General features: G+C 45.1%; 19 protein-coding genes. 7 read left to right on the top strand and 12 right to left on the bottom strand.

Annotation, left to right across the window (positions count from 1 at the left end; all coding sequences use genetic code 11):
• Positions 1 to 55: 55 nt before the first annotated feature.
• Both VJL_RS05635 and VJL_RS05640 read right to left on the bottom strand, forming a co-directional pair.
• Positions 56 to 1,030: a phosphotransferase gene (locus VJL_RS05635; RefSeq protein ID WP_038876345.1), complete on the bottom strand. Its 975-nt coding sequence runs from the start codon at positions 1,028 to 1,030 to the stop codon at positions 56 to 58.
• Positions 1,030 to 1,305 carry a GNAT family N-acetyltransferase gene (locus tag VJL_RS05640; RefSeq protein WP_038876348.1) on the bottom strand — a complete coding sequence of 92 codons (276 nt, stop codon included), beginning with the start codon at positions 1,303 to 1,305 and terminating at the stop codon, positions 1,030 to 1,032. Before VJL_RS05640 ends, VJL_RS05635 begins: the two co-directional genes overlap by 1 nt.
• Before the next feature lie 150 nt (positions 1,306 to 1,455).
• Between VJL_RS05640 and VJL_RS05645 the strand changes: the two genes are divergently transcribed.
• Positions 1,456 to 2,193 carry a flagellar brake protein gene (locus VJL_RS05645; RefSeq protein ID WP_227741120.1) on the top strand — a complete coding sequence of 246 codons (738 nt, stop codon included), beginning with the start codon at positions 1,456 to 1,458 and terminating at the stop codon, positions 2,191 to 2,193.
• Positions 2,194 to 2,304: 111 nt separating this feature from the next.
• Here the strand turns inward: VJL_RS05645 and VJL_RS05650 are convergent, their stop codons facing one another.
• The 3 genes from VJL_RS05650 to VJL_RS05660 form a co-directional block, all read right to left on the bottom strand.
• Positions 2,305 to 3,285 carry a porin gene (locus tag VJL_RS05650; RefSeq protein ID WP_038876351.1) on the bottom strand — a complete coding sequence of 327 codons (981 nt, stop codon included), beginning with the start codon at positions 3,283 to 3,285 and terminating at the stop codon, positions 2,305 to 2,307.
• A gap of 407 nt (positions 3,286 to 3,692) precedes the next feature.
• A complete protein-coding gene (locus VJL_RS05655; protein ID WP_038876354.1) occupies positions 3,693 to 5,321 on the bottom strand; it encodes a methyl-accepting chemotaxis protein in 1,629 nt (542 codons plus the stop codon).
• 226 nt (positions 5,322 to 5,547) lie between these two features.
• Positions 5,548 to 7,908: a Lon protease family protein gene (locus VJL_RS05660; RefSeq protein WP_038876357.1), complete on the bottom strand. Its 2,361-nt coding sequence runs from the start codon at positions 7,906 to 7,908 to the stop codon at positions 5,548 to 5,550.
• A 197-nt stretch (positions 7,909 to 8,105) separates the two neighbouring features.
• Here VJL_RS05660 and VJL_RS05665 point away from each other — a divergent pair, with 197 nt between their 5' ends.
• Positions 8,106 to 8,603, top strand: coding sequence for a hypothetical protein (locus tag VJL_RS05665; RefSeq protein ID WP_038876359.1), 498 nt, complete (start codon positions 8,106 to 8,108; stop codon positions 8,601 to 8,603).
• Positions 8,604 to 8,683: 80 nt separating this feature from the next.
• On the top strand, positions 8,684 to 10,315 hold the full coding sequence (locus VJL_RS05670) for an ABC transporter ATP-binding protein (RefSeq protein ID WP_038876362.1): 1,632 nt from the start codon (positions 8,684 to 8,686) through the stop codon (positions 10,313 to 10,315).
• A gap of 221 nt (positions 10,316 to 10,536) precedes the next feature.
• On the opposite strand, the gene VJL_RS05675 is transcribed toward VJL_RS05670, so the two are convergent.
• Together VJL_RS05675 and VJL_RS05680 are read right to left on the bottom strand one after the other, a co-directional pair.
• Positions 10,537 to 12,576 carry a prolyl oligopeptidase family serine peptidase gene (locus VJL_RS05675; protein WP_038876364.1) on the bottom strand — a complete coding sequence of 680 codons (2,040 nt, stop codon included), beginning with the start codon at positions 12,574 to 12,576 and terminating at the stop codon, positions 10,537 to 10,539.
• Positions 12,577 to 12,713: 137 nt separating this feature from the next.
• The gene (locus tag VJL_RS05680) at positions 12,714 to 13,613 is read right to left on the bottom strand and encodes a LysR family transcriptional regulator (RefSeq protein ID WP_038868452.1); all 900 of its coding nucleotides are present in this window, start codon (positions 13,611 to 13,613) and stop codon (positions 12,714 to 12,716) included.
• Positions 13,614 to 13,769: 156 nt separating this feature from the next.
• Between VJL_RS05680 and VJL_RS05685 the strand changes: the two genes are divergently transcribed.
• Positions 13,770 to 15,461 carry an L-lactate permease gene (locus VJL_RS05685; protein ID WP_038876365.1) on the top strand — a complete coding sequence of 564 codons (1,692 nt, stop codon included), beginning with the start codon at positions 13,770 to 13,772 and terminating at the stop codon, positions 15,459 to 15,461.
• A 290-nt stretch (positions 15,462 to 15,751) separates the two neighbouring features.
• Positions 15,752 to 16,891, top strand: a complete 1,140-nt coding sequence (gene lldD / locus VJL_RS05690) for an FMN-dependent L-lactate dehydrogenase LldD (RefSeq protein WP_038868449.1) — start codon at positions 15,752 to 15,754, stop codon at positions 16,889 to 16,891.
• Positions 16,892 to 16,965: 74 nt separating this feature from the next.
• Here the strand turns inward: lldD and VJL_RS05695 are convergent, their stop codons facing one another.
• Both VJL_RS05695 and VJL_RS05700 read right to left on the bottom strand, forming a co-directional pair.
• Positions 16,966 to 18,021, bottom strand: coding sequence for a glycosyltransferase family 9 protein (locus VJL_RS05695; protein WP_038876366.1), 1,056 nt, complete (start codon positions 18,019 to 18,021; stop codon positions 16,966 to 16,968).
• A gap of 93 nt (positions 18,022 to 18,114) precedes the next feature.
• Positions 18,115 to 18,462 (bottom strand): helix-turn-helix domain-containing protein, encoded by a 348-nt coding sequence (locus VJL_RS05700; RefSeq protein ID WP_005439037.1) that lies wholly within the window; start codon positions 18,460 to 18,462, stop codon positions 18,115 to 18,117.
• Positions 18,463 to 18,811: 349 nt separating this feature from the next.
• Between VJL_RS05700 and VJL_RS05705 the strand changes: the two genes are divergently transcribed.
• Entirely contained in the window at positions 18,812 to 19,915 is a 1,104-nt protein-coding gene (locus tag VJL_RS05705) for a mechanosensitive ion channel family protein (protein ID WP_038876368.1), read from the top strand.
• Between the two features lie 66 nt (positions 19,916 to 19,981).
• Here the strand turns inward: VJL_RS05705 and VJL_RS05710 are convergent, their stop codons facing one another.
• A complete protein-coding gene (locus VJL_RS05710; RefSeq protein ID WP_038876370.1) occupies positions 19,982 to 20,701 on the bottom strand; it encodes a carbonic anhydrase in 720 nt (239 codons plus the stop codon).
• Positions 20,702 to 21,276: 575 nt separating this feature from the next.
• On the opposite strand from VJL_RS05710, the gene VJL_RS05715 reads away from it, so the two are divergent.
• Entirely contained in the window at positions 21,277 to 22,257 is a 981-nt protein-coding gene (locus VJL_RS05715; RefSeq protein WP_038876372.1) for a hypothetical protein, read from the top strand.
• A gap of 130 nt (positions 22,258 to 22,387) precedes the next feature.
• Here the strand turns inward: VJL_RS05715 and tdh are convergent, their stop codons facing one another.
• Positions 22,388 to 23,419, bottom strand: coding sequence for an L-threonine 3-dehydrogenase (gene tdh, locus VJL_RS05720; RefSeq protein ID WP_005383983.1), 1,032 nt, complete (start codon positions 23,417 to 23,419; stop codon positions 22,388 to 22,390).
• A 203-nt stretch (positions 23,420 to 23,622) separates the two neighbouring features.
• Entirely contained in the window at positions 23,623 to 24,816 is a 1,194-nt protein-coding gene (locus VJL_RS05725; protein WP_005432273.1) for a glycine C-acetyltransferase, read from the bottom strand.
• Positions 24,817 to 24,873: the final 57 nt, after the last annotated feature.

Consider the following 24,873-nt stretch of genomic DNA (forward strand, 5'->3'; position numbering starts at 1 on the left):
CTCGAGATACTTGGGTATATCTACCTTCGGGTCGATTTTGTTTTCTTCGCTGTTTCTACCCCAAAGAGTCCAGGACACGTTTGGTGAGCGCTTCGGTATAAGGGTTAATCTTCCAATGATCTGGACTCCATCCTTTTACAAAGCGTTGGAAATCCGCCCAAGCCACGGCAAATAAAGGTCGCCACTCTTGTTCGACCTCAGATGGTTCTAACTCGGTTTGATAATGTTTCAGTGCTGTATTTAACGCAAAAAAATAGGTATCAAGCACCCAAGGTTCCATTTCAGCACATTTATCAGGATCGACAGCACTGCTCATAAATAGCGCGACATCTTTCATCGCACAACCATGACCGACGTATTGAAAATCGACCGCGGCAACCGCCGAGTTTTGCGAATTGAAGCAGAAGTTTGCTAGCTTCGCATCGCCATGAATCAAGGTTTGAAATCGCGCTTGTTTTAGAGTTTGGTCGATTAACCCTGCCCTCTTTTTCAACCGAGCATCTTGAAGGACTGCCAATTCATCAGGTCGAGTATCTAAGTGCCAATACGTTCCCGTTTTCCATAAAGCATCATGATGAACGCCAATGTATCGCGCATGAAAGTTAGCAAGCCATTCTAAACACGCTTTTAGTTGGGCTTTTCCTGCACTTTTCATTACGTTTGGATACCCCGCCAGAGTAAGATCTTCCATCACGATCAACCATTCCGTTTCATTCTGAAAGCATTTAAGCCCTTGAGGAATGCGGCAACGCTCATCAACTGTTTGACTGAAGTATTGATACCAACTCACTTCAACTTGGTAAGAATGCAGCTTACGTTTATGGGAGCGGTCGGTATTCCAGCCTCGCGGATGCTCAGACGGTTTTGGTAATTGAACATGCTTTACGATAATGGAGCGCTGCGAAAAGGTCAGTCTGACCAACTCTCCGTATCCGCCCCATAAAGACTGGATCACATCGACACCTTGAAGCAAACCAAGTTCCAGTTCATCTCCGATGCTTTGATAATGTGGGTTATTCATTGATTCCATCAAGCGAGTAAATGCGACCATTCTGGGTGTGTTGCCATGTATTTAATCACGTATGGGCAAATGGGCACAATAGTGTAACCAAGCGCTTTAATCTCAGGTAGAACCGACGCCATCATGACGTTTCCATAACCTTTGCCGCGAGCTTCTTCCGGAATAAGCGTCGAAGTAATATGCATCTCCCCATTCTCGAGTTTATAAGCCACTTTCGCTTTATGGTCTTGGTCTAAATCGACCCAGAAAATCTGGTTTGTTGTGTCATGTGTCACTTTCTGCATTATCTACCTCCCACTTTTAGCCTCTGTTTTATTGAATCAATCTATATGATTGCATAGAATGATATCAACGCAATAATCTAGTCAATTCCTACTAATTATCATAGCGCGGAACACCTTCTCGAATCAGGTACGACAATAAGAATGAGAAATATGATGGCGAGCGCCAGGGACAGTCGAGCGTCTCTACAGAACAAAAACGCCCCAGAACGTCAGGCAAGCACATTAAATAGCACCGATGCAATGGCAATGGTGGAACACGGCAGTGAAGTCACATTGAACGTGACGACACCTGTTGGAACGAAGTTCATCACCACGAGCACCTTCATGGGTTGCCATTCAAATAATACCGCGCTGATAGAAATTCCAAACATTTCAGATGAAGATTTGAAGTTCTATTTCCAAGAAGGTTTTTGGATTAACGTAAAAGCGTATTCGCATCGCGGCGAAGGTGCGGTTATCCCTTTCAGAGCACAATTACAGCACCGCTTGGGTGATCCATACCCGTTACTGGTGCTGAGTTTGCCAAATACCATGCAAGTGTATCAACTAAGAAAAGAAGTGCGTTACGAAGTAAATTTACATTCTCGACTTCAGTTTGAACAGTACCGAGCTGAGTGTGAAATACGCGACCTATCAAAGAGTGGTTGCCGTTTTGTAACTTCACCAATGAGTCGAACACTTCAAGTCGGAGATCAGATTACGTTAGATATCACCATGCCAGGAAATGGACGTCTGCTTGCACCATTAAAAGGGAAAATTTGTAATCTGCAAAAATCGGTGCATTACGCGCGTTACGGCGTGGAATTTGATGACTTTGGCAAAGCAAACGCTAAGAACTTATTAAGCCACCTAAAATTTGATGGTACCAAGCTAAAGCTGAAAGGTTGACGCAAAGCTTCTGTTCTGAATTTTAACGTTACAATGGAAAAACCCCTTACCATCTGGCAAGGGGTTTTAAACAACTAAAAATAAGGCAGTATATTTTCAGTCATATTCGACTTAGAAATCGTAGCGTAGGCCTAGTGCTAGCTCGTCTTTCTCTTCAGTACCTTTGCTGTCCATTAGGTCGAAGTTGTATGACGCGTAGCCACGGAAGTTAGGCTTGAAGTAGTAAGTTACGTCAACCGCTAGGTTATCGACGCTGTCGTCGTTATCTTGCTCTGCTTTGTTGTACGTAGAAGTGAACACTGTTTGGCCCATTGTGTAAGCTACTGCTAGCTCATAACCTTTGTAGTCAACATCACCAGAAGCAGGAGCCACATTAGCATCTTGATCTAGGTTATCACCACCAGTGTAAAGACCAGAAACGTAGAAGTTACCAACAGTGTAAGCAGCCGCTAGCATGAACTCGTCACCTTCGTTCTGATCTGCGTAGCCAGCACCAACTTCGAAACCAGTGTCAGCAAATGCGTAGATTGCTGATAGAGAGAAGCCATCTTCATCGTTATCACCAAAGCCATTCGCTTCTTCAGTACGGTCAGCAAAACGGTAGCTTGCACGCAATGCTAGTTGCTCGAACTGACCAGCGTAAGAAACCATGTTGTCTGTACGATCAGCCACTGCTAGTTTGTATGCTGCAGTATTGCCGTGGTAAGCCATGATATCTGTAAAATCAGTGATTACACCTAGTGCACCATCGTTTTTACCGTAAGTGATTTCACCGTACTTGCCACCAAGACCTGCGTAAGCGTAGCGAGTTTCAAGATCACTGCTCTCATCGACAGCGCCTTTTTCAGAAGTTTCGAATTCACCTTCCCAAAAACCAACACCGTACAGGCTGTCGTTGATTTCCTGTTTGCCTAGGAAGTTAAGACGGATACGAGAAGCATCTTCTGCTTTGCCATCCATCATAGAAAGACGCGCTTCAGCACGGCCGCCCATGTTTAGTGAAGTACCGTCTTGGTTGTATAGTTCTGAAGCGACAACTTGAGATCCAGATGCTAACAGTGCCACTGCTACAGCTAATGTTTTCAATTTCATTTTAATTTTCCATATCTTTGTTTTTAGTTGTTTCCTCACCAGAAAACAGGACATTTCTGTACCAACGAGAAAACGGACGGCATAGTAGCAGCCTCGATTTATAGCGCAACAAGTTGAATAGACAGGATATATAGAAGAAAACACCATGCGAGATGGCAATATGAATACAGCAAAACCATCAAGTTAGCGGATAGATAGGAAAATGTGTGTGTGTCAAAAAAATTTTGACGCAAAAAATACACTCAAAAGATTTATAAATGTGACATCAGTCACACACAATTTCATGTAAACATCTGATTTATATGATGTTGATTTTATCAATATTGAATTAAAGGTAAAAAAAATCCCCAAGCCAACGCTCAGGGATTCTTTTCGATCAGTCGATGTTTATCACTTACCGCTTTTTATTAAAGCTTGAAGAAGCTCAACTGTTCTTTTTGCTTTTCAGCGAGGTGAGAAAGCTCTGTACTTGCGCTCGCGCTTTGGCTGATGCCTGCTACGTTTTGGTTCACAAGCTCAGACATGTTTACCACGTTGCGGTTGATGTCTTGAGTCACCTGAGACTGTTCTTCTGCCGCTGTTGCCACTTGCGTATTTGAATCGTTGATGTTGGCAACAGATTCTGTAATACCAATCAACGCATCATTCGCTTGCTGCGTTAGTTCATTGTTGCGGTTCAGCATTTCTAAGCTCACCTGCATACTGTCATTTGCAAGGCCAGACTGTGCTTGAAGCTCTTCAATGATAGAAGAGATTTCTTGCGTTGAATCTTGAGTGCGCGCTGCCAGCATACGAACTTCGTCTGCTACAACAGCAAAACCACGACCAGATTCACCAGCACGTGCTGCTTCAATCGCCGCATTCAGTGCTAGAAGGTTAGTTTGCTCAGATACGCCACGAATCACTTCAATAACATCGTTGATTTGAACCGATTGCTCTTTCAGACGAAGAACCACTTGCGCCGCATCGTTAAGTGCTTGAGACATTTGCTCGCTTGCTTGTGCACTCTCTTGGAAGATCGTTAGGCCAGATTGCGCTAGACCATCCGCTTCACGAGCTGTCGCATCTGCTGATGTAGCATTATCGCTAACGTTATTTGCCGTGCTTGCAAGCTCATTAACAGCGGATGCAACTTGTTCGATTTCCGCCAGTTCTTGCTGCGCATTGGCTTCAGCTTGCGTCATTACCGCCGCAAGTTCAGTTGAAGCAGACGCGACTTCTTCGCTAATACGCATCAATTGATCAACCGTATCATGAAGCTGTTTCGCTGTTTGGTTAACGTCTTTGCTTAGCTGAGCGATCTCGTTGTCACCATCAATGTCTGCACGTACTGACAGATCACCACCCGCGAGTTTACGCATCACTTCTTGTAGTTTTTGGATTGGCGTAACAATCATGCCTGACAAGAACCACGCGCCTAGCAAGGAGAAGGCAAAAACAGCAATCACTGACATCATTGCGTTGTTTTGTACGCGAACGTGTTCACGAGCACTTGCTTCTGTCGCTTGTGTTGCAATTTGGTTTACGCGTTGAGACAGCGCATTGATCGTTGCAACCATTTCATTACCGACACGACGGTAACCAGAAATAAAGTTTGTGTATTCACCATCAGAGACCAAGCCACGATCATGACGATTGAAGAACTCAACCGCACGAGTTGAATAGTCGATGTATGTATCGATGCTTTGGCGTACTTTTTCCGCTTCTGATGCAAAAGTGCCACGCGCATCAATCTTGTCGATATCCATATCAATGGCTTTCGCGCCTGCTTTAAGATCAGCAAGGAAGGCATCACGACGAGACGCATCATAAATCGCGTAAACCGCGCTAATACGTAGTGGGTAAACTTGGTCGTCAATTTGAGCCAGTGTGTCTTTATAGAACACGAGCGATTCGGAGTTAGAAGCAACCAATTCTTGCTCTGCTTCTAGATTGTTTTGCGTGATCCACAATGCAATAAACAAAGTGATCGCGGTGAATAGAACTGGAACCAAAATTTGCGTTCGAACCGACAAATTTTTCAGGGATAGCTGCATGAGTGACCTCAGGTATTTGCGTGTGGCTTCCTTGCGATGGGATTATTCCCAGACGAATAGACAAGGGGGCAAATACTAGAGGTAGATCACATTTTTGTCCAGAGCGAAAAGTCATCAATTTCATAACGTTAGTGACAATATCCCGTCAACTGCGACGGGATATTGTCGTTATGACAAATTATGAAAACTTGTACACTTTTTTATCAGCTTTTACGCCAATGAGTGCTTATTTTCTAAGCGCATTCAACTTAGCTTGTGCCAACCCGAAGATGGTGTCGATTGGGTATGTACCTTCGTCGGTTGCTTCACCAGCCGCTTTGCCTGTGAATAGCTCTATTGCTTCCGTTACGTGGTCGATAGCCCAAATATGGAAGTCCCCCTTCTCTACTGCTTTCACTATATCTGGACGAAGCATAAGGTTGTGCACATTTGAACGCGGAATAATCACCCCTTGCCCCTCGTGACGGCCTTTGATAACACAAACATCGTAGAAGCCTTCGATCTTCTCGTTCACACCACCGATAGGTTGTGACTCACCAAACTGGTTCATTGAACCGGTAATCGCAATATCCTGACGGTTTGGTTGTTTCGAGAACGCAGAAACGACAGCACAGAACTCAGCCATACTCGCACTGTCTCCGTCCACACCACCATACGATTGTTCGAAGGTGATGGTGGTCGTTAGTGGAACACGAGCGGTTTTGCCAAATACAGAAGATAAGTAAGCCGACAGAATCATCACGCCTTTAGAGTGGATGCTGCCACCCAAATCAACGCTGCGCTCGATATCAATCACATCACCGTCACCGAAACACGTCGTTGCCGTAATTCGGTTTGGCGCACCAAACATGTGGTCACTGGTACTTAATACAGAGAGCGCATTCACTTGGCCCACAGCCATGCCTTCAGTGCGAATCAAGGTAGTACCATTGACGAAGGTTTCCATCACGCTATCTTGTAAGCGACTGACACGCATTTCTTGATTGCTCAGCGCCTCTTCCACGTGTCCGATGCGAATCATGTTCGAGTTCGCTTGGCGAGCCACGTAGTTGGATTCACGCAGCAAGTTGGCAATATTCGCAGAGTGCAGTGACAGTTTCGTTTGGTCACCTGATAAGCGAGAACTGTATTCGATAATGCGTGCAATGGCTTTCTTATCGCAATGCAACATGTTGTTGTCATTCACGACACTTGAGATAAAACGCGCGTACTGCAGCTCTGAGTCAGGTGTACGCTTCATCTCATCTTCAAAGTCTGCAGTTACTCTAAACAACTCCCCAAACTCCGGATCATAATGCTGGAGCAACTGGTAAGTGCGGTAATCACCAAACAGGATTATCTTTATATCAAGAGGGATCGGTTCTGGATCGAGAGACACCGCACCAGTTAGCGTTACCTCTTTCTCTAAAGAGGTAAAACTTAACTGACGCGAACGCAACGCTCGTTTGAGACCATCCCAGACGTAAGGCTGCTCAAGTACTTTTTGTGCATCCATCAAAAGAACGCCACCGTTGGCTTTATGTAGACTGCCCGCTCGAATTAACGAGAAATCAGTAAATACTGTGCCTTTAAAAGTTGCGGTTTCAATCGAGCCAAACAGAGAGTGATAGTTCGGGTTTTCTTCCACCACAATTGGAAATTCACACTTGCTGCGATTGACCAACACATTCACTTTGTAACGACGTGGTAACTTCTTATCTAAAGAAGCTGTGGCAATCTCACCTTGCTCTCCACTCTGCTCCAAGAAAATATCAGCATTTTCAACGATGTCTTTTTGCAGATCAGTGAGATACGTTTTGATCTCAGAGTACTCCGCATAATCCACTTTCAATTGTTTGATGAAGTGGGTAATTACATCCAGCGTGACATCATCATTGAGCTTTTTGATCTTTTCACTGAACGACTCTTCCCACTCGGTCAGCTCACGAATCATGTTACGTAGACTGACCTCTAGTTCATCAATGCTACTGGAGAAGTATTCTTGCTCTTTCTTACTCAGAGCATCAAACGTCTCTTCGGTATGCAACTCTTCGCCATCCATCGCGACGAACTGGTAATCACCTTGAGTCGTTATCGTTAAGCTAATGCCTTTTTCTTTTGCTTCTTTACTGATGCTGTCCAATTCAAGCTGTTGCTTGTTCGCCAATTGGTTTTTTAGGCGATCGGCACGGCTGTAGTACATCTCGTTATCGAATGCTAAAGGCAGTGCGTTCAGCAACTTCCCCATCAACTTTTCAATATCAGCTTTCAGTTTGTTACCGATACCGCAAGGTAACTTGAGGACTTTGGGAACACGTGTGTCTTCAAAGTTCGCCACGTAGCACCAATCAAACAGTGCCGCTTCATCATGTTGATGACGATTTAAATAGCGCAGAATCATGGTGCGCTTGCCCAGACCATTCTGACCAATAGCGTAGATGTTGTACCCTTTCTCCTTGATTGACATCGCGAACTCGACCGCCTTTTGAGCGCGCTCTTGTCCAACGATTTCATCAATCGGAGGCAATTCCTTGGTCGACTTACATGGCATATTCTCTAGATCCGCTACAGAATACAGCTGTTTAGGTTCCAATCTTTGTACTGCCATACTCGCCTCCTTTTTCTTATTGTCGTTACCTCAGTGTAGAGATTATTTGTTTAAAATTAAGTGATTTATCTTCCACACCAGTTCGTTTGGACATTTTACGAGCAGTCACTCAGCAACAAAATGAAAACAAGTCGCACTTGCAATTGATAATAATTTTCATTTAATATCTCTTCAAATCGAATTTTGCGGAGATGAACATGAATATTGAGCAATGCTGGATGCGCTATTTGAAAGCAGAGCAATTGATGGAGCAAGGACATTGGCCTGAAGCTCACCGTCTATATGAAGACGTGCTCAATCATCTACCTAACCATATTCAATCCGCACTCGACAATGAACAAACCAAACCGTGTCAGTTCGTTTGTTTGATAAGTGGTTTGCGTGATGCAAGCGTCGCGCAATCAGAGATTCTAAACAAACTGGGCTTGCATCAAGAAGCGTTCGCTGCACTCAATCAATCCTATGCTCTATTTCAGTTCTTACAGCTCGAAAGCCATGATCTAATTTGCCGTGTAAGCCAATTACTTAGTAAACAAAGTGAAGACTTGTTAGCGCACATGGCCGCATTTTGCTCTGCACAGCGCAATGCGCAATGGATGATTGAGTTAGACCATGTCACACGAGCTCATGAGCAGTTCTTATATCTACAAGCGATGACCTCAGCAGAAGCGGGAGCATCTCAGCTATATAACTAAACCGTACCGCATAATTAAAGCCGCACTGTATGAACAGCAAGTAAGGCAATACATAACAACTCGATACACAAGGAAACGTGATGTCCGCACAAACCATTCTTTCGGTGAAAAACCTGTCTGTCAGCTTTACGACAAACGATGGTATCGTCGATGCAGTAAAGAATGTGAGCTTCGACTTACAAGCAGGAGAAACACTGTCTATCGTTGGTGAATCAGGCTCAGGCAAATCTGTCTCAACCAATGCGTTGATGAGGTTGCTGCCAGATAATGCCATTTTGCATAATGACGCTTCTATCGTCTTTGAAGGCGAATCAATCCTAGAGAAAACCGAACGCCAAATGCAAAGCATCCGTGGCGATCGCATTGGTATGATTTTCCAAGAGCCAATGACGTCTCTAAACCCATACATGCGCGTCGGTATTCAAGTGGCGGAAGCCATTATGTGTCATCGTCCAGTGAGTAAGAAACAAGCGAAAGACAAGGTGCTTGAGTTGTTTGACTTGGTGCATTTACCAAATCCTCAACAAGCTTACACTAAGTATCCGCACGAATTCTCTGGTGGTCAGTTGCAACGCATCATGATTGCCATGGCTTTAATCAACGAGCCAGACATTCTGATTGCCGATGAGCCAACCACGGCGCTAGACGTTACCGTTCAGGCAGAAGTGCTTTATCTGATCAAAGAGATCCAAGCCAAGATGGGCATGGCGATTTTGTTCATCACTCACGACTTAGGCGTAGTGAAACACTTTGCTGACCGTGTATTGGTGATGTGTAAAGGTGAAGTGGTCGAAGAAGGCATCACAGAAGCACTCTTCTCCGAACCGCAGCATGATTACACCATGATGCTGATTAACTCGATTCCTAAAGGCAGCAAAGACCCGATTGAAGAAAACGCCGCTGAACTTCTTAAAGCCGATGATATCCGAGTTAAATTCCTTGTTAAGCCTCACTTCATCGCCAGCAAAAACGAGTATTTTGAGGCAGTTAAAGGCATCTCATTAGAGTTAAAACAAGGCGAAACGCTTGGTATTGTTGGTGAATCGGGTTCCGGTAAATCAACACTAGGACGAGCTTTGATTGGTTTGTTGCCATCAAGTGGCAAGATTCAATTCAAAGGTCAGGATCTTTCCCTACTTACTGCCAAACAGCGTTTTCAGTTAAAGAAAGATGTACAGATGGTGTTCCAAGACCCTTACGGTTCGCTTTCTCCTCGCATGACGGTCGGTGATATCATCACTGAAGGTCTCACAGTGCATCAACCTCAAATGGGCAAAGCAGAACGAATGCAAAAAGCACGTGATGTTCTGCGAGAGGTGCGCTTAGATCCAGCATCTATTAACCGCTACCCGCATGAGTTTTCTGGTGGTCAGCGTCAACGTATCGCGATTGCACGTGCGTTAATTCTTGAGCCTTCTTTCATTTTGCTTGATGAGCCAACCTCTGCTCTCGACCGTTCTGTTCAGTTGACCGTCATTGATCTTCTGAAAGATCTGCAGAAGAAACACAACATCGGCTTCTTGTTTATTAGCCACGATCTCTCTGTAGTCAAAGCGCTGTCGGACCGTGTTTTGGTGATGCAAAAGGGTGAAGTCATGGAGCAAGGAACGGCAGAAGAAATTTTCCACAACCCGCAAAGTGATTACACAAGAAAACTGATTGATGCCTCATTTGATCTTGAAAACAATGAAAATCAAGATGATGCAGCCTAGATTCATCACAATTTCATATTCATAAACTAGGATTAAAGTATGGCGAATTTTTCGCCATAACTACGAAAAATGGTATAGCTGCCATTCGGTTTGGCCGCCGAGACTGGTTGGTTCAAAGTTAGGCTTAGTCACCCTAGCAATCACATTGAGTTCCCCCAACCATGAAAAATGCCGCGATGGATGTCGCGGCATTTTTTATTGTATCGAATCAGTGATTTGTACTAAATATCGAGAGTTTCAATGCCCATGTTATGCAAGGCAAATGCGTAAACATCTGTGGTAAGGTCGATTTGTTTGCTCAGCGGCATACCTGCTCCGTGACCAGCATTCACATCAATACGAATCAGCACCGGATTGTCTCCCTGATGCTTATCTTGCAACTCAGAGATAAATTTGTATGAGTGAGCGGGAACGACTCGGTCATCATGATCCGCGGTCGTTACGAGCGTTGCTGGGTATGCCACGCCCTCTTTCACATTATGCACAGGCGAATAGTCTAGGATGTATTTAAACATCGCTTCACTTTGCTCAGAGGTACCAAAATCATACTTCCAACCTTCACCAGAGGTAAAGGTGTGGTAGCGAAGCATGTCTAATACGCCAACCGCAGGTATCGCCACTTTAAACAGCTCTGGACGCTGAGTCATACACGCACCAACCAACAAGCCGCCATTCGAACCACCACGAATAGCAAGGCGCTCTGAGCTCGTATAGTCGTGCTCAATCAAGTATTCCGCCGCAGCAATAAAGTCATCAAACACGTTTTGCTTTTGTTGCTGAGTACCCGCATTGTGCCAAGCTTTACCATATTCGCCGCCGCCACGCATATTTGCCACCGCGTAAATACCACCAAGTTCTAACCAGTTCGCGACATTACCTGAGAACATCGGCGTCAAACTGATATTGAAACCACCATAGCCATACAGCATGGTTGGCGCTGTACCATCTAACTTTGTGCCTTTCTTATACGAGATAATCATCGGTACTTTCGTCCCGTCTTTTGAGGTGTAGAACACTTGTTGAGACTCGTATTCTTTACGGTCGAACGGTGCTTTCGATTCTTGATAAAGCGCAGACTCACCGCTTTCTACATCAAAAGAGAAAATGGTTGGTGGCGTCACGTAATTGGTAAAAGAGTAGTAAAGTGTCTTATCTTCTGTTTTCCCTTGCAGACCATACACAGTGCCTTGGTCAGGTAAAGTGACCTCACGCACTAACTCACCTTGGTAAGTAAACTGCTGAACCTTGGAGAGAACATCAACCATGTAAGTCGCAAACAAGTAACCACCACCTTTGCTGATATCAAGTGGTTGCTCCTGCTCGGCAATGATCTCTGTCCATTGTTGAGTTTGAGTGTTATAGCCAACCACTTTGCCGTTCGGCGCATCTAGGTTGGTATAGAAGATTAAGGTGTCATCTTGGTTATCAATCAGATGTGTATCACCATCGGTTGTATCTCGAAGCGTGATTACGTCTTGCTCTTCTGAAGCGAGATCCACATAAAATAGCCTGTTACCCGACGTAGATTCCGCACCTGTGATAATCAAGAAACGATCGTCTTTGGTTGTCACTCCTGATACATAGCGGTGCTTTTGTGAGTCCGATGCCCCAAATACAACTTTATCTTCTGCCTGCGGCGTGCCTAACTCATGGTAGTAAAGCTTGTGCTGCTCAGTGCGCGCCGAAAGCTCACTGCCCTTAGGTTTGTCATAGCTCGCGTAGTAAAAGCCCTTGCTACCAAACCAAGAAATTGTGGTGAACTTAGCGTCGACAATTTCAGGCTCAAGCTGTTCTTTGGTGTCTACATTAATGACGAAGATCTTACGCCAGTCGCTGCCACCCTCAGAGATAGAATACGCGACAAGAGAATCATCTTTAGAGAACTTCACTTCACCAAGTGATGTTGTTCCTTCTTCTGAAAAGGTATTCGGGTCTAGGAAGATTTCCGCTTCTTCATCCCCTTTATGACGGTATAAAACGCTCTGGTTCTGCAAGCCATCGTTTTTGTAGAAGTAAGTGTATTCACCATGAACAAAAGGTTGAGAGTACTTTTCGTAGTTCTGGCTGCTCGCCACTAAGTCGCGAATTTGTTGGCGGAAAGAAATTTGACCTAAGTAATCAAAGGTCACTGAGTTTTGTCCTGAAACCCACTCTGCGGTTTCTTGGCTGAGATCGTCCTCTAACCAGCGGTATGGGTCTGCGATGTCGTGACCAAAATAAGTGTCGACGACGGAATCTTTACGAGTTTTTGGGTAATGCATAACGTCCGTGTTACTCCGTTTGAAGTTAAGTGTTTTGTTTTATTATTTTGTTGAGATTTATTCTCAATACCTACCTTAGGGCTCAGGTATAGAATTTCAACCAATAGATTGAAACATTTCTTGTATTTATGAACTAATTAAAAGTAATGCGAAATAGTGAGGTATCGCTCTCGAATGTGCTCAATCAAGAGTTTTACTTTGTTCGGAGGTTGACGAGTAAATGGATAAACTGCGTAGATACCCAGCTTTTTACCGACTAATTCAGGGAAAATATCCACCAGCTCACCACTGCGAATGTCGTGATAAACCAAGCAACGTGGTACGTAGGCGATACCATGCCCACCTAGGGCTGCTTTTCTTAGTGCAGTAGCGTTATCCGTAGAAAAGCTACCCGACACTTTGACGATGTAGTCCCCTTGTTTACCTTTGAACTGCCAATCGGTAGCACCGGTAGTTTGATAGGCGTATTGCAAACAGTTGTGTGCGGTTAGGTCGATAGGCTCAATCGGTTTGCCATTCTTCGCGATGTAAGAGGGCGAGGCACAAACCACCCATTGTGAGTCCAAAATATGTCGCGCAATCAGGCTAGAATCTTCGAGATAACCAGTGCGAATCACTAAGTCATATCCACACTCCACCAAATCCACAAAACGATTATCCAATGACATGTCGACCGTTAAGCCTGGGTGCATATTACAAAACTCAGCGACCGCGTCCGCTAAAATCAAATCACCCGAGATAGTCGGTACCGACATTTTGATATGGCCACTAACATTCTCACCAAAGCCTGAAACTGCATCCATAGCCTCTTGAGTGGCTTGCTTCACATTTTTAGCACTGTGTAACAAAACCTTTCCCGCTTCGGTCAGGGTCAATTTACGTGTTGTTCGATATAATAGCTGAGCACCAATTTCTTCTTCTAGCCGAGCAATCCTCTTACTAACTACTGAATTTGTAAGGTTATTTTCTTCCGCCACCTTACTAAAGCTACCCATTTCTATCACCTGAGAGAACAGGATTAGGTCATCTGCACGCATCGATTATGTCACTTTTGGAATAAATTAATTTCATTATTTCCCTATATCTATAAAAAATAAAGGGGTAAATTCACGCCAAATTAACAAAACCATTACAACAAAAATCATCTCTACAGCATAAAGCCGTTCGAGAAGTCAGCGTACGAGGATGTACCAATGAGTGAAACCCTACTTGCCCTTGTGGCGTTTTCGCCAATTGTTGTCGCCGCCATATTATTGGTTGGTCTCAACTGGCCTGCGAAAAAAGCCATGCCCGTTGCGTTCGGAATAACCGTCGCTATCGCCCTAATGTTTTGGGATATGTCAGCTACTCGCGTACTGGCGTCTGTCTTCCAAGGATTAGGTATTACTGTCTCTGTTCTATGGATCGTATTTGGTGCCATCTTCTTGCTCAACACTTTAAAACACACCGGCGCGATCACCACTATCCGTAACGGATTCACCGATATTTCAGCCGATCGTCGCGTACAAGCCATCATTATTGCTTGGTGTTTTGGCTCCTTTATTGAAGGCGCATCAGGCTTCGGTACACCTGCTGCTATCGCCGCTCCTCTATTGGTAGCCATTGGCTTCCCCGCACTTGCAGCAGTACTGATGGGCATGATGATCCAATCTACGCCAGTATCCTTCGGTGCGGTTGGCACACCAATCATTGTCGGCGTGAACAAAGGCTTAGATACGCACAATATCGGTGAAGCACTGGTTGCTCATGGCTCAACATGGGACGCGTACCTACAGCAAATCACAGCAAGTGTGGCAATGATTCACGCAACGGTTGGCACTATGATTCCAGTGCTAATGGCGATGATGCTGACGCGCTTCTTCGGTAAGAATAAGAGCTGGAGCGAAGGTCTAGACATCCTACCTTTCGCGCTGTTCGCAGGTGTTGCCTTTACCGTGCCTTACGCACTAACAGGCGTATTCCTAGGTGCTGAGTTCCCGTCATTAATCGGTGGTCTAGTTGGTCTGGCTATTGTAGTTACTGCAGCGAAGAAAGGTTTCCTCGTTCCAAAAACCAAATGGGACTTCGAAAGCGAAGATAAGTGGCCAGCAGAATGGCTAGGTTCTCTAAAGATCAATCTTGATGACAACCCAGGCAAATCAATGAGCCTAACCAAGGCTTGGGCACCATACGTGATGCTAGCAGTTATCCTAGTAGCAAGCCGCGTAAGCCCTGAATTCAAAGGTCTGCTTAAGAGTGTAAGCCTATCGTTTGGTAATATTCTTGGCGAAACTGGTATCAGCACGGCAATTCAACCTTTATACCTTCCGGGTGGCATCTTAGTCTTCGTAGCGTTAATTGCTGTTCTTCTGCAAGGTGGCGGAGCTAAGTCACTTGGCAAAGCGTTTGGCGAATCAAGCAAGACACTAATCGGCGCAGGTTTCGTTCTTGTGTTCACCATCCCTATGGTTCGTATCTTTATTAACTCAGGTGTCAACGGCGCCGAGCTAGCAAGTATGCCTGTAACGACGGCGAACTTTGCAGCAGACCTCGTTGGCTCAGCATTCCCAGCGTTGAGTGCTACTGTTGGTGCCCTTGGTGCATTCATCGCCGGCTCTAATACCGTGTCGAACATGATGTTCAGCCAGTTCCAGTTCGAAGTGGCACAGACACTGACTATCTCAAGTGCCATTGTGGTTGCCCTTCAAGCGGTTGGCGCTGCTGCCGGTAACATGATTGCTATCCACAATGTAGTGGCGGCCTCTGCAACGGTCGGCCTACTAGGACGTGAAGGCGCGACACTGCGTAAAACCATAATCCCAACATTCTACTATCTTGTTGTGACAGGCATCATCGGTTTGATTCTGATTTACGGATTCCAACTGACCGACGCCTTAATGAAGTAACACTTATGCAGGGTCTCCCCCGCCCTGCACTTTCTCTGGCACAGCGGTCAGCACTACTACCCCGACGCTTTTGGTGTGGCTTGCTGCATCAATCCCCCGACCGATGTGCCAGTCTTTTTCAGTGCAGATAATTGATTGTTCCGTGTATGGAATGTCTCACAGCTCAATCACTTATCTATACTCTATTCTGATGTCGACTGCCGAAAGGATGGCAGTCAGTGAAACACTGACAGAGCAGGTGCTCATTGACTCAGGACGCAATCTTAGAATAACAGCCAGGACACACGAATATGATTATCTCTGCTTCTACAGATTACCGCGCTGCCGCGAAAGCCAAGCTGCCTCCATTCCTTTTTCATTACATTGATGGCGGTTCATACGATGAGCGCACGCTAAAGCGCAACACTGATGACCTAGGTGACGTTGCATTGCGTCAACGTGTTCTGCGCGATATGAGCGATCTAAGCCTAGAAACGGAAATCTTCGGCGAGAAGTTGGCAATGCCAATCGCGCTAGCGCCTGTTGGTCTGACCGGCATGTACGCGCGACGTGGTGAGGTTCAAGCAGCAAAAGCGGCAGAAAAGAAAGGCATTCCTTTTACCATGTCGACCGTATCCGTTTGTCCAATTGAAGAGGTGGCACCTGCGATTGAACGTCCAATGTGGTTCCAATTGTATGTTCTAAAAGACCGTGGCTTTATGAAGAACGTACTTGAGCGCGCGAAAGCCGCTGGTGTAACAACGCTGGTCTTCACCGTGGATATGCCCGTGCCTGGGGCTCGTTACCGTGACATGCACTCTGGTATGAGTGGCCCTAATGCCGCGATACGCCGAGTATTCCAAGCCATGCGTCACCCAAGTTGGGCGTTGGATGTCGGTGTATTAGGTAAACCTCACGACTTAGGCAATATCTCTACTTACCGTGGTGAGCCAACCAAGTTGGAAGACTACATTGGCTGGCTAGGCGCAAACTTCGATCCTTCTATCTCTTGGAAAGACCTAGAGTGGATTCGAGACTTTTGGGATGGCCCGATGGTCATCAAAGGTATTTTGGATGAAGAAGATGCAAAAGACGCAGTTCGCTTCGGAGCAGACGGTATCGTTGTCTCGAATCACGGCGGTCGCCAGCTTGATGGTGTCCTTTCAACAGCAAAAGCGCTGCCAAGCATTGCAGATGCCGTAAAAGGCGACCTAAAGATTTTCGTCGATTCAGGTATTCGCACCGGTTTGGATGTCGTTCGTATGCTAGCACTCGGTGCAGACTGTACGCTTCTGGGTCGTTCTTTTGTTTACGCACTCGCAGCGCAAGGCGGTGCTGGCGTAGAGAACTTGCTTGACCTTTACGACAAGGAAATGCGCGTAGCAATGACGCTTACAGGAGCGAAAACCATCTCTGACCTGTCGCGTGATTCTTTGGTGAAGATTCCTTAGGCAAATCGCCCTAAACCATGTTCATACAAAAAGTGACAGCACAATTGGCTGTCACTTTTTCATTTCATCCGGCGTTACGCCATTCTTAACACAGGCTCGAACTCGGCTTGTTCCTCCGAAAGAAACAATCGAATCGCATGGCATTTCTCGCCCATCAGCCCAAATCGTTGTGGGCACGTTTCCGTATAAAAACCAAAGCAAGTCGCGCCTGCGGCATCCGCTAAATGTAGCGGCCCAGTGTCACAGCAAAGAAATCCATCGAGGTAGCGCAACGTCGCCCCCAATTGACGTAGGCCCTTGCATGCCAAAGTGCGGGAGTCCTTTAACAGCGGTTGTTGGATATCTGGGCTTAGCACTTCCACCCAATTCACACTTTGACCTTGCTTGCGTTCAAATTCAGCCAGAATGGTTAACCAAGCACGATCACTGAGCTTTTTCTTACCTCGCGCACCACGGAAGAAAGCAAATGTTGGGTTGCCTTCTTCGCGTAATTTACGTGCTTGCTGAATACCAGAGGAAAGCTCTTTTGAATCAAACACAATATGATGGTCTAAGGTGTTATCAAGCTCATGTCCCATCGCTTCAAGGATAGAAAGTGGCTTGTAGGCACCGTGACGAAAAGGCGAATCGGCGACCGAGGAGTGAGTAAATACTTGCTCTGTTTTAACTTTCTTAAAAGCGATCTTGTTCTTCGCCGGAATCACAGCGGAAAGAAAAGTGTCACACGCGCCCGCCGTCGGTGCGAACAACAGGTCATATTTCTCTCGCTTTAACAGACGGATGGTCGCAAGTGCTTTATCTGGCGATTTGAATGACAAGTTGGAGTAATGAATTTGATTGATACCAAGGTTCTGAAAAACTTCACCTTGCCAAGGCGAATTCAACAATAGATCAACTTTCGCATTTGGGTATAAGCGCAGAACCTGATGAACAAACGGAAGCAGGAAGTACATATTTCCGATACGACTGTTGTTTCTCACGATCAAAATACGTTTCACCTGATCGTGCGGCATTGGTTCGTGAACAGTGAGAGAGTCGTCATTCAACCAACCTGCAAGTTTAGGCTCAAGTTGGTGCGTCAAACGACGACGTTGTTTATCGAAATTACGGAGAAAAGTCTTCACAGCCATTCCTTTCATTCAAAGGGACATCATGGCTGCTAGTTTTATCAGTAGAGATGTGAATAAATTGTCTACGACAAAAAAATACACGGATGGAATCGGTTAGTTCACCGTGTGTTCGTACTCAATCACAACTTGGTTGCCTTCAATGAAGACATTACGGATTTCACCATCTACAGTGATACGGTTTTGTAGATACACGGAGCCCGAAGAAGAAATATCGCGTTTGCTCATAGATGGAATCACTTGACCAGGACGAACATGCAATTGTTCGCAAAGTTGCTTCACGAAGCCAAGCGTTAGCGGAGCATTCCCACGTAACAAAGCAGAGAACTCATGCAAGCTTAAACCTAGGCGCTTTGCCATCTCCATTTGGGTGAGGTGCATTTTTGCTTTTTGCGACATCCAAATGTCGTAGAGCGCATTTCTATCTAGCTCTGTGAATTCCATGGTTTATCTCCGTATGTCAAAGTGACACTAAAGTCTCATATTTGAGCTTGATAAATGTTAGCGATGAGTCAAAGAACCTACAATTGATGGTTCGAATGATAGCGCTTATCTTTCAAAGTTCGAGTTTCATCACACCGTGTAGGTTGAACAGTACGAGTTTTACATTTCACCATACGTATCATCACCTTGTATTTACACATCAATCATTAACATCACTCTAAACACTCCTCTCCTTAACAGCAAGGATAAGAAGACAAGAACGGATTATTCGAATCACATCATTTTGCTAGGGCGGAAACTCAAACTCTGCTACCTTTCACTCATTGTTCCAAAAAATGAAACTTTACTTATGCCACAGTGGTTTACAGAACTTCAAACTTACATCATGGCCCATCATCAAGACTGGAGCAGCAGCGTACTGTTCATTACGATTGCGAGCTTTTTTGCTTGGATTGCGTGGCGCGTATTGCATTCTCGATTAGCTATTTTGGTCGATAAAACCCCCTTTCATTGGGATGACCTTTTATTAGAAGCACTCAAAACCCCCGTCAGTACCTTAATCTGGTGTTGGCCTGCAACGGTATCTTTGGGCATTGTTCTGCAAAGTGAGTTGGGGAACGAGTTCAACTGGCTCAGCACTCTTAAACTCATTCTTGTTATCAGCATCCTAGTTTGGATTGTGATGCGTCTTATCACCAACGTCGAAGACTACGTGCTGGAGCAGAAAACCCGTGACGAGACAACCGTACAAGCCGTCGCGAAAGTAGCTCGCCTGTTCTTTATCGTCATCGGCGTATTGACCGTTATGCAGGCATTTGGCCTTAGCCTTTCTGGTTTGCTGACCTTTGGTGGTGTCGGCGGTTTGATTGTCGGTTTGGCAGCCAAAGATCTCCTATCAAACTTCTTTGGCGGTTTGATGATTTACTTCGACCGTCCATTTAAGGTTGGGGATTGGATCCGCTCTCCCGACCGTCAAATAGAAGGAACGGTAGAACGTATCGGCTGGCGTATGACCAGCATTCGCACTTTTGATAAGCGCCCACTATACGTACCAAACTCAGTATTCAGTAACATTGTGGTAGAAAACCCATCACGCATGCTAAACCGTCGAATCTTCGAGACGATTGGCTTACGTTACGACGATGCCGCTAAAGTACCCGCAATCATTGATGCGGTTCGCGATATGCTCAAAAACCACAAAGACATCGATACGCGCCAAACGTTGATCGTAAACTTTGATGCGTTTGGTCCATCTTCACTCAACTTTTTCATCTATACCTTCACCAAAACGGTGAACTGGGTTCGCTACCATGAAGTGAAGCAAGATGTTCTCCTGCAAGTCATGACGATCATTAAAGAGCACGAAGCAGATATTGCGTTCCCAACACAAACACTCAAGCTCGACCCGATTCAAATGGCGAAAGCTCAAGCGCAAGACGACAGTGGTTTCTAATTTCAAAATACCAAATACAAAGCCCGCTAAATCAGCGGGCTTTTTTATGACTAGTCACTTCAACCATTATTGCTGCGCTAGAATCATTCGAGCGTTAAGCGGTTGGATTGGACGGTTGTTTTGCCCCATCGCTTTCGCAAAGGCTTTTACTTGTTCTGGAGAGATAGTTTGCGTCTCTTTGATCACCAACCAACGAACCCCTTCAGAACATGGCGGTGTCGTTAGAGAGCCATTAAAACGGTAGTACTCTTTATCACTTGGAATTAAGGCATCCGCATCAAATGGGACTTGGATGGCTACATCCTGATCTTTAGTTGGGATGTTAGCGAGCAGCTTAGCTAGAGCTGTATTCGCGTCACCCATTTTAAAGAACACCGCCACAACAGCCAGATGGCCTGCTTTATCGGCATGCACAAAGTGTGCTTCTAGTGGGTATTCTTTACCATCTACATGGTTTTCAGATGGCGTATGGAAGTGGAATTGTTTTAACGTAAACTCTTTACCATCAATAGTGAGCGTGTTTTTGCCTTCTAAACTGGTCTGTAAAGTGTGGCCGTTATTCAGCAGTGAAATCGCCTTACCTTCGTAATCAAAATCCAGTTTTTCTAGCTTGGCTTCAGTCGCTGATTCAATATTAATCGGACTTTGGTTTTGACCTTTCGCACATTCAGAAGCGAACTCCCCCCAATTTGCAGGGCCGTGCTCACCCTCATACCCCCAGTTTGCCGCGTTTGCTGAGCCTGCAAATACCAATGCTAAACCAAGTGCTGTCAGTGACTTTCTCATTTTCATTTCCTTTTTTTTGATTATTGATTAATGAACCGTTTTTATATACCTACGTTCATCGCATGCAGTATTAGCAAAGGAATGACAGAATTGGATTAGCTAGCACGGTGCAATCTATGTTTACCTGCTAATTTTGGAAATGATCTCTACATTTTATGTAATTGATAAGTCGACGATTAGAGAGCGTAAAGGTACGGCTACGTACAAAAATATCACAGCAGAAGATCACCCTAACCTACGTTTAGAATACGTAAGAATATAAAATTACAACAGCGATTAAACCATTAAAAAACCACTAGATATATAAATAACAAGATTATATTCATGTGCCATTTCTTTTATTATCTTAATATCCCCATTGAGATATAAATAATTAAAATAAATCAAAAGAGACACATAAAATATTATTATTAGTGTTTTAACCTATCAAAAACAAACCTGATCACATAGTAAAACTTAAAATACAATTTCATTTTGAGCGTTTTATTAGTAAATATCACCTTTTATACAGTCACCTACTGATATATCGACAATCATTGGTATTCTCTTATTTATTTCTTATTGGAATGCCTACCATGCGATATCAATCAGCACCTGTTAATACTGAAGAAACGCAAGAAACAACAATAGAAAGAGCTGCGCGACAGCAGCAAGAACGCAGAGCTGAATTAACTTATTCATCAAGCGACTATAAGCGCTGGAATGATAATCGAAATAAAGTAGTCGCGGACCGTAAAGTAGAAGAGCAGAACAACCATATTCACGTAGGCGAAGAACGTGAGTTTCCCGATGCAATTCTGTCACCGATGCCGACATCAAGAAAGGAAATGAACGATGCGACCGGAACACGTGTGCTGCCGTCAGACTTGCTAGGCTCTAGCTTTAATAACCAATGCGTCAGCGCTGAGATCGTTGCTCACCAGATGACATCTCTCAGCCCAGCGACAAAGAAAGAAGTAGAAGAAAGTGGTGAGCTTGTTTTCAGTGGCATGCAATATAAACACGCACATGGAACAGTAGGCACTATCGAAGTCATTGATACCTTTGCAGGGCAACAACCCGACAAAAAAACATCACAGATGGCCTACTGGGTCGCGCAAGGCAAGTATCTCGATATACCTAAACACCCTGATCCTCATCGCGATCATTTGTATGTTTTCACACCAAACTTCAGCGGCTGCTCTTTTGTTGTTGATGATTGGAGTGATGATCTAATTAGGGTTTATCACGTGGAAGGCAGCAAAGAAGATAAGCAATACAATGACGTAAAGGACCATCGCAACGGTTTAATCAATTATATGAGTTTTCGCGACTACGGTTTCTACCAAATAGGGAACACCACCATCAAGAGTGTGAATGGCTTTGCGTTTATGCGCTACAACATTCAAGCTCGTCATTGGGAAATCCATTATCAAAAGCAAGAGCATGCACCTGCACTTGGGCGGCCAACGACTTCGGCTAAAACATTATTCTCCTCAGAAAAGCACACTGTAAAAGTCATGGTTTCGAAGGAATCTCGCGTAGTTGAAACCGGAACCATCGCGATAAACCGCTAAGGCTGAATTAATAGAAAATAAGCAGTAGCGAGTTTCAAACCAACTCGATAAAACAAAAACGCCCCAAGGTTAACTTGGGGCGTTTTTATTAATCTTATATCAAGAGGTTTTAGGTTGCTTTATCGCGACCTTATTCCCAATCAAGAATAACCTTGCCTGACATACCGCTGCGCATTACGTCGAAGCCTTCTTGGAAGTCATCAATCTTGTAGTGGTGCGTGATGATTGGCGATAGATCCAGACCAGATTGGATCAGTGAAGCCATCTTGTACCAAGTTTCGAACATTTCGCGGCCGTAGATACCTTTGATCACCAAGCCTTTGAAGATAACTTGGTTCCAGTCGATACCCATGTCTGATGGTGGAATACCTAGTAGTGCAATACGACCACCGTGGTTCATTGTGGTTAGCATTGAGTTGAATGCTGCTGGGTTACCAGACATTTCTAGACCTACGTCGAAGCCTTCTGTCATGCCTAGCTCAGCCATTACGTCTTCTAGCTTCTCTTCAGCTACGTTTACTGCGCGCGTTACGCCCATTTTACGAGCAAGTTCTAGACGGTATTCGTTCACGTCTGTGATCACTACGTGGCGAGCACCAACGTGTTTCGCGACTGCAGCTGCCATGATACCGATTGGGCCAGCACCTGTGATAAGCACGTCTTCGCCTACTAGGTCGAAAGAAAGCGCTGTGTGTACTGCGTTACCAAACGGGTCAAAGATAGACGCTAGATCGTCAGAGATGCCTTCAGGGATCTTGAACGCATTGAACGCTGGGATCACTAGGTATTCTGCGAAGGCACCTTCGCGGTTAACACCCACACCAATTGTATTACGACATAGGTGAGTACGGCCGCCACGACAGTTACGACAGTGACCACACGTGATGTGACCTTCGCCAGATACGCGGTCACCGATTTCAAAGCCACGAACTTCCTGACCAATCGCAACCACTTCACCCACGTATTCGTGGCCAACAACCATAGGTACTGGAATTGTCTTTTGTGACCATTCGTCCCAGTTGTAGATGTGTACATCTGTACCACAGATAGCGGTTTTCTTAATTTTGATCAGAATGTCGTTATGGCCAACTTCAGGTTTATCAACCTCAGTCATCCAGATGCCTTCTTCAGGCTTTAGCTTTGATAATGCTTTAATTTTCATAGTATTCACCAAACATTGCCCCGCTCTATGCGTGACAAAAAATTCTTTCATCTAATGCGTTTAAAGAAGAAATAAAGGCTTTGCCCATGAGCCGACTCAGAAGAGTTGGGAAAGCCTTTTATCTTTAAACGTAAGCGCTTTTCTTCTTCTAATCTAACCCCTCCCCTCAGTTTTAGGAGGAGGCTAGGAAGAGGAGACGAAACTTAGATGATGCCCATGTCCTTACCAACTTGGATGAACGCATCGATTGCACGGTCTAATTGCTCACGAGAGTGCGCTGCAGACATTTGAGTACGAATACGCGCTTGACCTTTTGGTACAACAGGGAATGAGAAGCCGATTACGTAAATGCCTTTCTCCAGAGCGCGCTCTGCGAATTCTGCTGCTACTTTTGCGTCACCAAGCATGATTGGAATGATTGCGTGGTCAGCACCACCCATTGTGAAACCAGCGTCTTCCATACGAGTACGGAAGTGTGCTGCGTTTTCCCATAGACGGTCACGTAGGTCACCGCTCTCTTCTAGTAGGTCTAGAACGCGGATAGAAGCACTTACGATTGCTGGTGCAACAGAGTTAGAGAATAGGTATGGACGAGAACGCTGACGTAGCCAGTCAATCACTTCTGCTTTACCAGACGTGTAACCGCCTGAAGCACCGCCCATTGCTTTACCTAGCGTACCAGTGATGATGTCGATACGGTCAACCACGTTGTGGTGCTCGTGCGTACCTGCACCTGTTTTACCCATGAAGCCAACAGCGTGAGAGTCATCAACCATAGTCAATGCGCCGTACTTCTCTGCTAAGTCACAGATAGCCGGTAGGTTTGCTACTACACCGTCCATTGAGAACACGCCGTCCGTTACGATAAGAATGTGGCGAGCACCTGCTTCTTTCGCAGCGATCAGTTGTTGCTCTAGCTCTTCCATGTTGTTGTTTGAGTAACGGAAACGCATCGCTTTACATAGACGAACACCGTCGATGATTGACGCGTGGTTTAGTGCGTCAGAGATGATTGCGTCTTCTTTACCTAGAATCGTTTCAAATAGGCCCGCGTTTGCGTCGAAACATGATGTGTAAAGAATCGTGTCTTCTTTACCTAGGAACTTAGAAAGCTTCTGCTCAAGCTCTTTGTGGATGTCTTGAGTACCACAGATGAAACGTACTGAAGCCATACCAAAACCGTGCTCGTCCATGCCTGCCTTACCCGCTTCGATAAGTGCTGGGTGGTTAGCAAGACCAAGGTAGTTGTTCGCACAAAAGTTTAGTACTTCTTCACCGGTAGAGATTTTAACAGCCGCTTGCTGTTGAGACGTGATGATACGCTCTGCTTTGTAAAGGCCTTCCGCCTTCACTTCTTCAATTTGCTGTTCAATCTGTTGGTAAAATGCAGAAGACATTCGCAATTCCTTCCTGTTTATTTTGTCGAGTTTTCACTCGATTAGAATTAGGTTGAG

It is taken from the genome of Vibrio jasicida CAIM 1864 = LMG 25398 (assembly GCF_000400365.1).
Lineage (GTDB): Bacteria > Pseudomonadota > Gammaproteobacteria > Enterobacterales > Vibrionaceae > Vibrio > Vibrio jasicida.